Origin of the sequence: Anaeromyxobacter oryzisoli (assembly GCF_022690765.1) — a bacterium.
In the GTDB taxonomy this organism is placed as follows: domain Bacteria; phylum Myxococcota; class Myxococcia; order Myxococcales; family Anaeromyxobacteraceae; genus Anaeromyxobacter; species Anaeromyxobacter oryzisoli.
In genome coordinates this window covers 1-13728 of sequence record NZ_JALCZA010000109.1, presented here as the reverse complement: position 1 = coordinate 13728, position 13728 = coordinate 1, and the positions used below count along the sequence as shown (strand labels likewise).

Genomic DNA, 13728 nt, shown 5'->3' with positions numbered 1-13728 from the left:
CGGCGCGCCGGCGACCCGCGCCGCCAGCGCCGGGAACCGGCCGAGGAGCTCGTCGTACCGGGCTCGACCGCCGCGCTCCAACTCGAGGAGGAACGCGATCCCGACCCGCCGGGCGCCGGCGGGCGTGACGTACGCCTCCGCGCGGTCGCCGAAGTGGACCTCCACCGCGTCGGCCCAGGGCGCGAGCGCGAAGTGCCGGCGGATCCCGAAGCGCGGCGGCCCGGCGACGGGCCGGTCGAGCCCCTCCCGCCGGCGCACGGGGGAGCCGCGCCCGTCCGCCGCGACGAGCACGCGCGCCGCGACCGCGTCGCCGCCCGCCAGCTCCGCGCGGATCTCTCCCGGGGCGCGCCGGTGCGCGATCACCTCCGCGCCCTCACGCACCTCCACGCCGAGGGCCACCGCCCGCGCCCGGAGCGCCGCCCGGAGCGCGGTGCGCCGGACGCCGAGCCCGCCGGGCGCCGGGAGCGCGACCCGCGCGCCACCGCCGCCGGGCTCGTACCAGCGGATCTCCCACACCGGGGCGGTGTCCGCCGAGGGCAGCAGCGGGAGGACCCCGAGCGCTCCGAGGGCGCGGACGCCCGCCGGCAGGAGCCCCTCGCCGCACGCGCGGTCGAGCGGCGCGGCGCCCCGCTCGAGGACGGCCACGTCGAGGCCGCGCCGGGCCGCGGCGATGGCGAAGGCGAGCCCGGCGGGGCCGCCCCCGACCACCACCGCGTCGCGGACGCGGCCGCTCGCCGCCGTCACCGCCCGTCCCCGCGCCGGCGCGATCGCGCGTAGGCGAGCTGGGATCGCGCCGCCTTCACCGCGAGCCGGAGCGGGTTCATCCCGCGCGGCGGCGCGAGCCGGCCGGCGGTGTAGAGCCGGAGCGCCTCCTGGCGGCGGAGCTTCCCGGAGGAGGTCCGCGGGAGCGTGCCGGGCGCGAGGATCCGGACGGTGTGCGGCGCGACCCCGGTCGCCTCGAGGATCGCCCGGCGCGCCCGGGTCTCCAGGTCGCCGTCGTCCACGCCGCCCTCGCGCGCCCGCTCCGCGAGCACGAGGAGGGCCTCGCCCTCCCCGCCCTCCGGGACGAACCCGAGGGCGACGGCGCAGCCGGGCCGCAGCCCCGGCACCGTGGCGAGCGGGGCCTCGAACTCCTCCGGCGCGCGGTTCGCGCCGCGCACGGACACCACGTCCTTCGCCCGGCCGTGCACGTACAGCTCGCCGTCCGCCACGAACCCGAGGTCCCCGGTGTCGAGCCAGCCGTCCCGGAGCGCGCGCGCCGTGCCCTCCGGATCGCCCAGGTACTCCCGCATGAGCGCCGGGCCCCGGACGAAGATCCGGCCGAGCCGCCCCTCGCCGAGCCCCTCCCCGCCCGCGCCGCGCACCTCGACCTCCACGCCCGGCACCGGCGTGCCCACCGCCATCACCTCGCGCGGCCCCGGGACGACCTCCCCGTCGCGGGCGAGGACCACCGGGTCGAGCCTCCGGCCCGCGAGCGGCGCGCCGGGGCGCCGGGAGGTGACGGCGAGCGCCGCCTCGGCGAGCCCGTACACCGGGACGAGCGCGCCCGGGTCGAGCCCGTGCTCCTCGAAGCGGGTCGCGAAGCTCCGGAGCGCGGTGGCCGAGACCGGCTCGGCGCCGTCGAGCGCGAGCCGCCAGGTGGCGAGGGACACGCGCTCGAGCTCCCGCGCGCGCACCCGCGCCGCCGCGTACGCGTAGGCGAAGCTCGGCGCGGCGGAGATGGTCCCGCGGTGGCGCGCGATGGCCCGCAGCCAGAGCGCCGGCCGGGCGAGGAAGTGCTCGGGCGGGACGAGCACGAGCGGCCCGGGGTAGCTCATCGCGGCCAGCAGCCCGCCGATGAGCCCCATGTCGTGGTAGAGCGGCAGCCACGACACCAGCACGTCGCGGGCGTCGGCCGCCGTGAGGGCGACCAGCGCGTCGCTCATCGCGCCGAGCGCGGCGTGGGTGAGCGCCACCGGCTTCGGGTCCACCGTCGAGCCCGAGGAGAACTGCACGAGCCCGAGCGCGTCCGGCGCGGGGTCGCGGGCGATCCGCGCCGGGAGCTCCCGGAGCGCGTCGGCGTCCACGCAGCCGAGGTCCGGCCCGCCCCGCTCCACCGCCTCCCCGAGGAGCCGCCGCGTGCCGCCGGCGGAGACCACCAGCCGCGCGCCGGAGACGGCGATCATCCGGCCGGTCGCGGCGAGGTACTCCTCCATCCGGCCGAGGCGCACCGGCGGGTAGAGCGGCACCGGCACCGCCCCGGCGAGCCAGGCGCCGAAGAACGCGTCGAGGAAGGCGGGCTCGGTCCGGAGCACGACGGCCACCCGGTCCCCCTCCCGGACGCCGAGGTGGACGAGGTTCGCGGCGGCGCGCAGGGCGCGGGCCCGGACCTCCGCCCACGGCTCGAAGACCTCGCGCTCCTGGAGATCCACGAAGGTCACGCCGCTCGGGTGGCGCGCCGCCTCGGCGAGGGCGCGCACGAGCGTCGCGTGGCGCGGGGGCGGCTGGGGCGGACCGCGGAGGATCACGGGAACGCCTCCGGGGCGGCGCGCGCCGCCACGAGGCGCGCGAGGTCCTCGAGGCTCCGCGCCCCCGCGGCGGCCTCGTCGGACAACGCCACCCGGAACCGGTCCTCCACCGCCACGACGAGGGAGAGGAGCGCGAGCGAGTCGAGCGCGGACGCGAGCGGCGCGCCGGCGGGCGCGGCCGCCTCGAGCCCCAGGTCCTCCCGGGCGATGCGGCGGATCTCCGCCGCGACGCGCGCCTCGCGCCCGGTGAGCCCCTCCCCGCTCGCGCCCCCGCTCACCATCGGAGCAGCACCAGCTCGGCCGAGAAGCCCGGCCCCATCGCCGCGAGGAGCCCGAGGTCGCCCGGCCGCGGCTCGCCGGAGTCGAGCAGATCGGCGAGCACGAAGAGGACCGACGCGGAGGAGAGGTTCCCGACGTCGCGGAGCGAGGCCCAGGAGCGGGCGAGCGCCGCCTCCGGCAGGCCGAGCCCGCGCCGGAACGCCTCGAGGACCTTCGGCCCGCCGGTGTGCGCGATCCAGTGGCGGATCGCGGCGCGGTCGAGCCCGTGCTCCGCGAGGAACGCGTCCACGTCGCGCCCGATGTTCGCCTCGATCACCTGCGGCACCTTCGCCGAGAGGACCACCTTGAAGCCGGTGTCCACCACGTCCCAGCCCATCACCCACTCGGTGTCCGGGTAGAACACCGAGCGGGTGGCGAGCACCCGCGGCGCGCCGGGGGCGGCTGGCCGCTCGCCGCCGGCGAGGACCGCGGCGGCGGCGCCGTCGCCGAACAGCCCGGTCGCGATCACGTTCGTGACCGAGGCGTCGTCGCGCTGGAGGGTCAGGGAGCAGAGCTCGACCGAGAGCGCCACCGCGACCTGGCCCGGGAAGGCCCGGAGCGCGTCCGAGGCGCGGGCGATCCCGGAGGCGCCCGCCTGGCAGCCGAGGCCGAAGATGGGCGTCCGCTTGACCCCCGGCGCGAGGCCGAGCCGGTTCGCGAGGCGCGCGTCGAGGGAGGGCGTCGAGACGCCGGTCACCGTCACGAAGTAGAGATGCCCGACGTCGCGCGGCGCGAGGCCGGCCCGGTCGAGCGCGTCCCGGACCGCCGCCTCGCCGAGGTCGGCCCCGACCCGCAGGAACGCGTCGTTGCAGCGCTGGAAGCTGTCCAGCGCCGGGTACTCGGCGAGGGGGAGCGCGAGGTGGCGCACCCCGACCTTCACGGCGCGGTGCAGCTCGGCGAGCCGCTCCACGTTGTAGTGGCGGGCTCCCCAGTAGGCGGAGAGCGCCGCGATGAGGGTCTCCTGATCGACGGCGTTCGGTGGCAGCGCGCGGCCGACGGCGAGGATCGACGGGTTCGGGGTCACGGGAGGAGGATCGACCTGGAGCGGTCGCCGCAGCCATGTGCGCCGGCGCCGCCCGGCGCAAGGACCGCCCGGGCCGGCCGCACCCCCCTCCGGTCGGCCGGGCGATCGCCGACCTCGTCCGCCCTCCCGCGACCGCCTCCGGCGCGGTCGGCCGTCAGCCCGCGACGGGGAGCGTGAACGAGAAGACGCTGCCCTGGCCGGGCACGCTCTCCACCCGGATCCGGCCGCCGTGCGCCTCGACGAGGCGCCGCACGATGAAGAGCCCGAGGCCGAGCCCGTCCTGGCGAACGCTCCGGGCGCGCACGTAGCGCTCGAAGATCCGCGCCTGGTCCTCGGGCGCGATGCCGTCCCCCTCGTCGCGCACCGAGACGCAGAGCGCGCCCCCGTCGCGCCTGGCGCTCACCGTCACCGGGCCGGGCGAGTACTTGAGCGCGTTGCCGACGAGGTTCAGGAGGATGCGCTCGAGCCGGTCCGGGTCCGCGTCGGCGGGGGGCAGCGCCGGGGAGACGGCGTTCGTGACGCGCCCGACCTCCAGCACGCCGTCGGCCTCGGCGAGCAGGCCGGCGACGAACGGCGCGAGCGGGACCGGCTCGCGGGCGAGGACGAGCTGGCCGCTCTCCGCGCGGGCGGAGTCCACGAGGTCGCGCAGCATCCGCTCCATCCGGCGCCCGGCGCCCAGGATGCTGCGGGCGGCCCGGCCGTGGGTCTCCGGCGCCGCGCGGGCGAGGCTGGACGCCCGGAGGAGCACGACCTGGAGCGGCGTCCGCAGGTCGTGCGAGACCGCGCGCAGCAGGTCGTCGCGCTGCTCGGTCCGCTCGCGGAGCCGGGCGATCGTCACCTCGAGCTCGCCCGCGACGTGGGCCCGGAGGGCGTCGAGCTCGGCGTACGGCTTCACCAGCGCGGCGAGGAACAGCGCGTCGAAGACCAGCACGGCGGCGCCCGTCATGTACAGGTGACCGAGCACGTTGAAGGCGTCGTACGCGTGGGCGTAGAGCGCGAAGGAGATCCCGCAGAGCGCCATCAGGTAGAGCGCGGCGGAGAGCCGGCCGCGGGCGCGGTCGCCGGTCCGCCGCGCGGCGCGCGCGTGGGCGATCGCGCCCGCCGCCGCGACCACGGCGAGCACCCCCTCGATCGCGAGCTTGAGCGGGGTGAGGCCGCGCCCCGGCACGTAGAAGAGGTGCCGCCGCGGGAGGACGAGGAGGTCGAGCGCGAGCACCGCGCCGACCGCCACGACGCTCGCGGGCACGAGCACGCGGCGCCGGAGCAGCGGCCCGTCGCGCTTCGGGGCGAGGAGCGGGGCGACGACGAGGGCGACCACGGTCCATACGCGCGCGGCGAGCCAGTACACGATGCCGCGCTCCACCGTGCCCGGGCCGAAGAAGCCGGGCATCCCGGGGAACACCAGCGCGTGCAGCCCCTCGAAGATCGCGCCGGCGAGGAGCGCCGAGCCGAGCACGCGCGCCCGCGCGTCGTGGAAGGCGCGCGAACCGGCCGCGAACCACTGCACCGCGAACGTCGCGAGGAGCATCGACGCGACCGCGAGCTCGAGGGCGGTGTGGAACGAGACGTACTCCGGCGCGGTCAGCTCGACGGCCGCGACGTCCTTCAGCCCGATCAGGACCAGCAGCGGGAGCGCCGCCGCGATCGTCAGCGCCAGGCGCCGGCCGTGCCCCGCGTCGGCCGGGGGGGCGGCAGGGGGCTCGGCGGCAGGGGCGGTCGGCGCGGCGGCGATCACGGGGTTCCCGAGGCTCTTTGCGAACGGTGCATTCTCCGTCTACCCCGGGTGGAGGGGAAGCGAGCTCGGCGTGCCGGCCGCGCCGGTCCTCCCCGCGGCGCGCGCGCCGGCGACGCCCGTCGGGGTCGCGCGGCCTCCGCGGCCGGGCCGCTTGCCAGCTCCGATCCGCGATTTACGTTCGGGCCATGCGAACGGAAAAGCTGACCGTCAAGGCGCAGGAGGCGCTCGCCGCCGCCCAGGCGGAGGCGCGCCGGCGCGATCACCAGGCGGTCGACGTGGAGCACCTCGTGCTCGCCCTCCTCGCCCAGGACGAGGGCACGACCCGGCCGATCCTCCAGAAGATCGGCGCCGAGCCGACGCTCGTCGCCTCGCGGATCGAGGACGAGCTGCGCACCGTCCCGACGGTCTCCGGCGGCGGGGCGGAGCCCTACCCGTCGAACCGGCTCATGAAGCTGCTCGACCGCGCCGAGGACGAGGCGAAGCGGCTCAAGGACGAGTACGTCTCGACCGAGCACCTGCTCCTCGCCGCGGCCGGCGAGAAGACCGGCGCCGGCGAGGCGCTGCGGACCTCCGGCGCGAGCGCGGACCGGATCCACGCGGCGCTCGAGGGCTTCCGCGGCGGCGCGCGGGTCACCTCCCCCGACGCGGAGAGCCAGTTCCGTGCCCTCGAGAAGTACGCGAAGGACCTCACCCAGCTCGCGAAGGAGGGCAAGCTCGACCCGGTGATCGGCCGCGACGACGAGATCCGCCGCACCGTCCAGATCCTCTCCCGCCGCACCAAGAACAACCCGGTGCTGGTGGGCGATCCGGGCGTCGGCAAGACCGCGATCGTCGAGGGGCTCGCCCGGCGGATCGTGGACGGCGACGTCCCGGAGGGCCTCAAGGGGAAGCGGCTCCTCGCCCTCGACCTCGGCGCGATGGTCGCGGGCGCCAAGTACCGCGGCGAGTTCGAGGAGCGGCTCAAGGCCGTGCTCAAGGAGGTCACCTCCTCCGAGGGCAAGATCATCCTCTTCATCGACGAGATGCACACGCTCGTCGGCGCCGGGGCCGCCGAGGGGGCGATGGACGCCGGCAACATGCTGAAGCCCGCCCTCGCCCGGGGCGAGCTGCACGCCATCGGCGCGACGACGGTGAACGAGTACCGCAAGCACGTCGAGAAGGACGCCGCGCTCGAGCGCCGCTTCCAGCCGGTGTTCGTCGGCGAGCCGTCGGTCGCCGACACCGTCTCGATCCTCCGCGGCCTGAAGGACCGCTACGAGCTGCACCACAAGGTGCACATCCAGGACGCGGCCCTCGTCGAGGCGGCCCGGCTCAGCCACCGGTACATCACCGACCGCTTCCTCCCGGACAAGGCGATCGACCTCGTGGACGAGGCGGCCTCGCGGCTGCGCATCGAGATCGACTCGATGCCGACCGAGGTGGACGAGGTCCGCCGCCGGATCGCCCAGCTCGAGATCGAGCGGCAGGGGCTCGCGAAGGAGGAGGATCCCGCGTCGCGCGAGCGGCTCGCCGTGGTGGAGAAGGAGCTCGGCGAGCGCAAGGAGGAGTTCGCGCGCCTCAAGGCGCGCTGGGACGCCGAGAAGGGCGTCATCCAGGAGCTGAACGCGCTGCGCGAGCAGGTCGAGCAGGCGCGGACCGAGCAGGCGCGCGCGGAGCGCGAGGCCGACTTCCAGCGGGCCGCCGAGCTCAAGTTCGGGCGGATCCCTGAGCTCACCCGGAGCGTGAAGGCCGCGGAGGAGAAGCTCGCGCGGATGCAGGGCGAGGGGGCGATGCTGAAGGAGGAGGTGACGCCGGAGGAGATCGCCGAGGTCGTCTCCAACTGGACCAGGATCCCGGTCTCGAAGCTCCTCGAGGGCGAGGTGGAGAAGCTCCTCGGGATGGAGGCGCGCCTCCACGAGCGGGTGGTCGGGCAGGAGGAGGCGGTGAACGCCGTCTCCGCCGCGGTCCGGCGGGCCCGCTCCGGCCTCCAGGATCCGAACCGGCCGATCGGCTCGTTCATCTTCCTCGGCCCGACCGGCGTCGGGAAGACCGAGACCGCCCGCGCGCTCGCCGAGTTCCTCTTCGACGACGAGGCCGCGCTCGTGCGGATCGACATGAGCGAGTACATGGAGAAGCACGCCGTCGCCCGGCTCATCGGCGCGCCCCCCGGCTACGTCGGCTACGAGGAGGGCGGCCAGCTCACCGAGGCGGTGCGGCGCCGCCCCTACTCCGTGATCCTCTTCGACGAGATCGAGAAGGCGCACCACGACGTCTTCAACGTGCTCCTCCAGATCCTCGACGACGGCCGGCTCACCGACGGCCAGGGCCGGACGGTGGACTTCCGCAACGCCGTCGTGATCATGACCTCGAACATCGGCTCGCAGGAGATCCAGCGGCTCGCCGGCCGGCCCGGCGCCGACATGCAGCCGATCCGCGAGGCGGCCCTCGAGAGCCTCCGGGCCGAGTTCCGCCCCGAGTTCCTGAACCGGGTGGACGAGATCGTCGTGTTCCGGCCCCTCGGCCGCGCCGACCTCGGCCGGATCGTGGAGATCCAGCTCGGCCGGCTCCGGAGGCTCCTCGAGGAGCGGCACGTCACCCTCGAGCTCACCGACGCGGCCCGCGAGGCGATCGCCGACGCCGGCTACGATCCGGTCTACGGCGCCCGGCCGCTCAAGCGGGCGATCCAGCGGATGCTCCAGGATCCCCTCGCGACGAAGCTGCTCCGGGGCGAGTTCAAGGCCGGCGACCACGTCGTCGTGGACGAGGGGCCCGACGGGAACATCGCCTTCTCGAAGGGGTCCCGCCCCGCCGAGGCGGCGGCGACGGTGCACTGAAGCGCTCAGGGAGTCCCGGTGCTAGAATCCGCCCGTGGCTCGTGACCTCCGCGATCTTCTCCGCCTTGCCCAGGAGCTCGCCGCGCTCACTCGCGAAGAGCGGGCGCGGGTCGCCCGCCGTCAGTACCAAAGCCCGACGCCGGCGGTCCCAACCCAGTTTTGGTCGATCGGTGACCCGCCGACGTGGCGGTAGAGCCCGACCATGACGTTGAAGCCGAGTAGCACCCCCTCCAATTCGGTGCCGGCGTAGTTCTGGTATCGGCTCACACCACCAGGATGGCCCCAGGTCCGTAGCCAGGAGCCGCGCGCAAAGAGGGCGGCCTCGGCCCCGGACACCCACCCGGCGCCGACCTGCACCTTGAAGCCCCCAGCGCCGGGCTCGACCAACGCGACAAGCCCGCGCCAGCGGTTCCGCGGCTCCTCGCGGCCGACGCCCACACCGAGCGAGCCGGCTAAGCCCTGCAGCCGCGAGTACTGCAAGCCGAAGATGGGGATGACGCTGCGTGGTTCGTCTCTTGCGCTCTTCGGCGGCACGTTGTCGGCGGGGGCGGAAACCACTGGCTCCGAGGCAGCCTCCGCCGGCTTATGGACAGCTGCCGCCGGAGCGGACTCTTCGAGGGCCAGGGATGTGTGAGGCAATGCGCAGAGACAGATCGAGGCCAAGGCCCCGAGAGCGGTAAGGCGGAGGGTCACAGGAAGGAACGTACCGGAGTACCGCTTCAGGGGTAGATGTCCAAAGGCAACTGGTCACCACCTGGACCGTGGTGGCTACCAAGATCCACAATTCGCGAACGAGATAACGACGCAGAAGGCTGGAGGCCAGCCATGAATGAACAATTTGGGATCACACGCCCCGTTCGAAAGCGCCCAACCCCTCCCGCTCGACCGTGGCGAGCCCGCCCCCGGACTTGCCCTTGGGGCGCCTCCCAGTTCGCCGCTCGACGAGGCCGTCAGGTCGAGGTCCAGGGTCACGTATTTGATGCTTGCACTGTTAGAGCACCAACCCACCCAGGCTCGATCCTCGGTCACGGGCGGCGCCGGACCCCGTTTCATCAAATCCCAGTTAACCCGGGTCAACGATACTCCCAGTCCGATCCCAAATAACCGGCCACGCCGGGAAGCATAAAGAAGCCCATCAGTGCGCCGAGCGGCTGCGTCCCGAGCGAAAGCGGGGCCAACCCTCCCGTGCCAAGTACACCACAGAGGCCATCGTGTGCCCAGCCCCAGTTCTGCAGGAGTTTCACGTTCTCGCCCAACTTGCCGAGCGTGCCCAACTCTCCGAGGGTGCCGGTGCTCCCTGTCTCACCCAAGGGGCTACCGGTGACTCCCTCAGGCATGATTGGATCCTCGAAGTCCAGGAGGGCGGCATCTCCACTGGGGGTCACGTAGTTCCCGTCCGGCAGCAGTTCGTAGCCTCGCGAAACGCGAGCGTACCCTTCCATGTTCTTCAGCGCGAAGCCCGCAACAGCGATCGCTGCGATGCCCCCAGATATGGCGCCCGAAATCAGCCCGGCCTTGAGCGCATCACCCGCTGAGGCGCCATTCACGGATGCCAATAAGGAGCCCGACAGAAATCCGACGCCCGCGTTTGCTATGATGTATACGCCCCGCCGAGGCGGCGGCGACGGTGCACTCGTATCGCGCGGTCCGCGTACCTGACGAGGCACTAGCCGGCGAGGTACCGCGCGATGCCGTGCTCGCAGCGCGTGGCCCGCGCGGCGAGCGTCGCGTCGAGGATCTCCTGGTTCCGCGCGAGCAGCGTCCGGGACGCCTCCGGGTGCCACAGGTGGTAGGCCACCGCGGCGAACTTGAGGTGCAGCCGCCGGACCCCGGCGTGGCTCATCCGCGCCGCGAACTCGGAGTCCTCCCGGCCCCAGCCCTCGAAGTCCTCGTTGAACCCGTTCACGCGCAGCGCGTCCTCGCGCCAGAAGGCGAGGTTCGCGCCCCGCACCCGGTACGGGTCGTCGCCGTGGTACGAGGCGAGCCGCGAGAGCCACCCCGCCCGGACCGCGTTCTTCCGGTTGCGCGTCCCGGGCTCGAGCGGGCCGAAGGCGAGCCGCCTGCGCGCGAGCGCGTCGCGGGTCACCGCCTCGGAGAGGAGGACCCGGCCGCCCTGCACCCACCGGCCCGGCCGCGCCGCGCGGAGGTGGTCGGCGAGGAAGTGGCGCTCGAGCACGAGGTCCCCGTCCACGAGCACGACGTACGGGGCCTGCGCCATGGCGACGGCCCGGTTCCGGATCGCCGCGAGGCGGAAGCCGGTGTCCTCGTGCCAGCAGTGGCGCACCGGCACCGGCGCGCGCGCCGCGACGGCGGCGACGAGCGCGGCGGTGTCCGGCCGGGAGCCGTCGTCCGCCACCACGATCTCGGCCGGGAGCACGGTCTGCGCGAGCGCGCTCTCGAGCACGAGCTCGAGCGCGTCCTTGCGGTTGTAGGTGGTGACGACGAGGGTCGCGTTCATGCGTGCCGCGGTTCCGGCGAGGCGCGAACCCTATCACGCGCTCGCGCCGTCCGGGAGGGCGGGCAGGTGGCGGGGAGCCCCGCCACGTCGCGCGCGCGGAGCGCCTGCGGCGGCGTCTCCCGCGGCGAGCCCGCTCGCCCGCGCCGGTTGCCGGCGACCACCGGTCCGGGGTAACCCGGAGCGACGCATGGACCCCATCTCCGCCGTCGTGATCACCAAGAACGAGGCCCGCAACCTCGAGCGGTGCCTCCGGTCGCTCCTCCCGGTGGTGGACGAGATCGTGGTCGTGGACGACCGCTCGACCGACGACACGGTCGCGATCGCGGAGCGGCTCGGGGCGCGGGTGATCAGCCAGGCGTGGCTCGGCTTCGGCCCCCAGAAGAACCTCGGCGACGCCGCCGCCCGGCACCGGTACGTCCTCTCCGTGGACGCCGACGAGGTCCTCGACGAGCCGCTCCAGCAGGCGATCCTCGCGGCGCGCCGGCGCGGCCTCGAGGGCGCCTACGCGGTCTCCCGCCTCAACTGGTACTACGGCCGCTTCCTCCGCCACGGGCTCGAGTACCCCGACCGCAAGATCCGGCTCTTCCCCCGCGACGCGGCTTCGTGGAACGCGAGCGCGGTGCACGAGGCGCTGGTCCTCGCGCCGGGTCTCCGGGTGGCGCGGCTCGAGGGGCACCTCCTCCACTACACGTACCTGCGGCTCGAGGAGCACGTCCTCAAGGCGAACCGGTACACGAACCTCGCCGCGCGGGACGCCTTCGAGCGCGGCCGGCGCGCGTCCGCCGCCAAGCTGGTCCTCGCACCGCTCGCGACCTTCCTCCGCGCCTACGTGCTGAAGCGCGGGTTCCTCGACGGCCTGCACGGCTTCCTGCTCGCGTGCATGCACGCGAACGGTACGCTCCTGAAGTACGCGAAGCTCCGCGAGCTGGCGCGCGGGGACGGGCCGCCCAGGTAGCGGCCGGGCGAGCGGGCGGGCGGGCGGCCGCCGCGGCGGCGTCCGGCTTCCGCGCCCGGGGCCGCTCTGCTAGGGTCCGCCCCCGATGCTCGTCTCCTCCGCGGCCCCCGCGCCCGGCCGCCCCGCCCTCCGGGCCGCCGCGCTCGCCTGGGCGCTCCTGCACGTCCCGCTCTTCCTGTTCCTCTACGCGCCGTCGATCTCGGCCGCGGTGCACGCGGCGCCGCCGGCCTACCGGCTCGCGCTCTGGCCGACCTTCCTGCCGCAGGCGCTCCTCCTCGCGCTGGCGGCGTTCCTGCTCGCGCTCCCTGCCTCGCCCTGGCCCCGGGCGTACCGGCTCCTCGCGCCCGGGGTGGCCGGGCTGGGGACGGCCGCCCTCGCCCTCGACAGCCAAGTCTACGGGGCGGTGGGCTTCCACCTGAACGGCTTCTTCTTCCAGGTCCTCACCCAGCCGCGCGCCCTGAAGGAGACCGGGGTGGCGCCGCGGGACATCGCGCTGTTCGCCGCGATGGCCGTCGCGTTCGTCGCCCTCGACACGCTCGCCGGCGCCTGGTTCGTCGCGCGGTTCGCCCGCCCCGGCCGGCGCGCCTGGCGCGCCGCCGCGGCGATCCTCCTCCTCGCCGGCGCGGAGCGCGTCTACGGGCAGGCCCTCACCCACTTCGGAGGGCCCGCGATCTTCGCCGCCTCGGGCGTCCTCCCGCTCCAGCCGCCCATCCGGATGGGGAAGATCGCCGACGCGATCTTCGGCAAGCGCAACCAGGACCCCTTCGCCCACGCCGACGCGATGCGGCTCCCCGCCGGCCTCGATCCGAAGGAGATCCGGTTCACGCGGAAGCCCGACGTCGTCTTCGTGACCATCGAGTCCACGCCGCACGACCACCTCGACGCGCGCACGATGCCGAACGTCTGGCGCCGCGCCGAGGCGGGGGCGCGCTTCACGAACCACTCCTCCACCGCGAGCGCGACGCACTACGCGATCTTCTCGCTCGTCTACAGCATCCAGGCCCAGAAGCTCGAGGCGACGGTGGGCGCCGGCCGCCGGCCCATGCTCTTCCCGGCGTTCAAGGAGAACGGCTACGACGTCCGGATGCTGGCCGCCTCCTGCGTGGACTGGATGAACCTGAAGCAGACCGTCTTCGGCGGGGCGGGCAGCGACCTCGAGACCTGGTGCGACACCGACGGCCTCACCGCCGACCGGGAGATGGTGAAGCGCGCCGAGGCGATCGCCGCGGCGACCCCGCCGGACCAGCCGCTCTTCCTCTTCGTGTTCTTCGTGGGCCCGCACTTCGACTATCCGTACGAGCCGCAGGACCGGGTGTTCGTGCCCGAGTGGGACGGCCACGGCAGCGTCAAGGCGACCACGGTGGCCGGCGCGCTCATCAAGAACCGCGCGCGGAACGCGCTCCACACGGTGGACCGCCGCATCGAGGAGCTCCTCTCCAGCGTCGAGCGGAGCCGGGGGAAGGCGCCGCTCGTCTTCCTCACCGCCGATCACGGCGAGGAGTTCCGGCAGAAGGGGCACATCGCCCACGGCTCCGACGTGAACGAGGAGCAGATCCACGTCCCGGCGGCGATCTTCGGCCCCGGCGTCCCGCGGGGCGTCTTCGACGCGCCCACCTCGCACGTGGACGCGGCGCCGACGCTCTTCGCCCTCCTCGGGGACACGCACCCGCCCGCCCTCTACTCGGACGGGATGGACATGTTCGAGTCGCCGCCGGACCGGTTCGTGGTCGCGACCGTCGGCTGGGAGCCGCGCTACGCCGTGATCGGGAAGGACCTGAAGGTCCGGATGTACGCCGGCCTCGGCTCGGCGGAGATCACCGATCCGTCCGACCGACGGCTGCCGGACGGGCCCGAGCGGCTCGCCGCCAACGCCGGGAAGATCATGCGCGCGCTCCGCGGCGAGCCGGCGCCGGTCGCC

Annotated in this window: 11 protein-coding genes; 3 read left to right on the top strand and 8 right to left on the bottom strand. The window is 74.6% G+C overall.

Annotated features, from left to right (window positions below; translation table 11 throughout):
* The 5 genes from MNZ27_RS21370 to MNZ27_RS21350 all read right to left on the bottom strand — a co-directional run.
* Nucleotides 1-744, bottom strand: a 744-nt coding sequence (locus MNZ27_RS21370; protein ID WP_242396112.1) for an NAD(P)/FAD-dependent oxidoreductase, incomplete at its 3' end; no start/stop codon positions are given.
* A complete protein-coding gene (locus MNZ27_RS21365) occupies nt 741-2507 on the bottom strand; it encodes an AMP-binding protein (protein WP_242396111.1) in 1767 nt (588 codons plus the stop codon). The genes MNZ27_RS21365 and MNZ27_RS21370, both read right to left, overlap by 4 nt.
* A complete protein-coding gene (locus tag MNZ27_RS21360) occupies nt 2504-2788 on the bottom strand; it encodes a phosphopantetheine-binding protein (protein ID WP_242396110.1) in 285 nt (94 codons plus the stop codon). The genes MNZ27_RS21365 and MNZ27_RS21360 overlap by 4 nt, the downstream gene beginning before the upstream one ends.
* Entirely contained in the window at nt 2782-3849 is a 1068-nt protein-coding gene (locus tag MNZ27_RS21355; protein WP_242396109.1) for a type III polyketide synthase, read from the bottom strand. The genes MNZ27_RS21360 and MNZ27_RS21355 overlap by 7 nt, the downstream gene beginning before the upstream one ends.
* Nucleotides 3850-4003: 154 nt before the next feature.
* Nucleotides 4004-5584 carry a sensor histidine kinase gene (locus MNZ27_RS21350; protein WP_242396108.1) on the bottom strand — a complete coding sequence of 527 codons (1581 nt, stop codon included), beginning with the start codon at nt 5582-5584 and terminating at the stop codon, nt 4004-4006.
* 185 nt (nt 5585-5769) lie between these two features.
* Between MNZ27_RS21350 and clpB the strand changes: the two genes are divergently transcribed.
* Complete coding sequence (gene clpB / locus MNZ27_RS21345; RefSeq protein WP_242396107.1) at nt 5770-8397, top strand: ATP-dependent chaperone ClpB; 2628 nt, start codon at nt 5770-5772, stop codon at nt 8395-8397.
* A gap of 120 nt (nt 8398-8517) precedes the next feature.
* Here clpB and MNZ27_RS21340 read toward each other — a convergent pair whose 3' ends face one another.
* The 3 genes from MNZ27_RS21340 to MNZ27_RS21330 all read right to left on the bottom strand — a co-directional run bounded on the left by MNZ27_RS21340 (nt 8518) and on the right by MNZ27_RS21330 (nt 10855).
* Nucleotides 8518-8955: a hypothetical protein gene (locus MNZ27_RS21340; RefSeq protein ID WP_242396106.1), complete on the bottom strand. Its 438-nt coding sequence runs from the start codon at nt 8953-8955 to the stop codon at nt 8518-8520.
* Between the two features lie 515 nt (nt 8956-9470).
* Nucleotides 9471-9944: a hypothetical protein gene (locus MNZ27_RS21335; RefSeq protein WP_242396105.1), complete on the bottom strand. Its 474-nt coding sequence runs from the start codon at nt 9942-9944 to the stop codon at nt 9471-9473.
* A gap of 119 nt (nt 9945-10063) precedes the next feature.
* The gene (locus MNZ27_RS21330; protein WP_242396104.1) at nt 10064-10855 is read right to left on the bottom strand and encodes a glycosyltransferase family 2 protein; all 792 of its coding nucleotides are present in this window, start codon (nt 10853-10855) and stop codon (nt 10064-10066) included.
* Nucleotides 10856-11042: 187 nt separating this feature from the next.
* Here MNZ27_RS21330 and MNZ27_RS21325 point away from each other — a divergent pair, with 187 nt between their 5' ends.
* Nucleotides 11043-11810, top strand: a complete 768-nt coding sequence (locus MNZ27_RS21325) for a glycosyltransferase family 2 protein (protein WP_242396103.1) — start codon at nt 11043-11045, stop codon at nt 11808-11810.
* An 85-nt stretch (nt 11811-11895) separates the two neighbouring features.
* Nucleotides 11896-13728: sulfatase-like hydrolase/transferase (locus MNZ27_RS21320; RefSeq protein ID WP_242396102.1), on the top strand; the 1833-nt coding region annotated here is incomplete at its 3' end.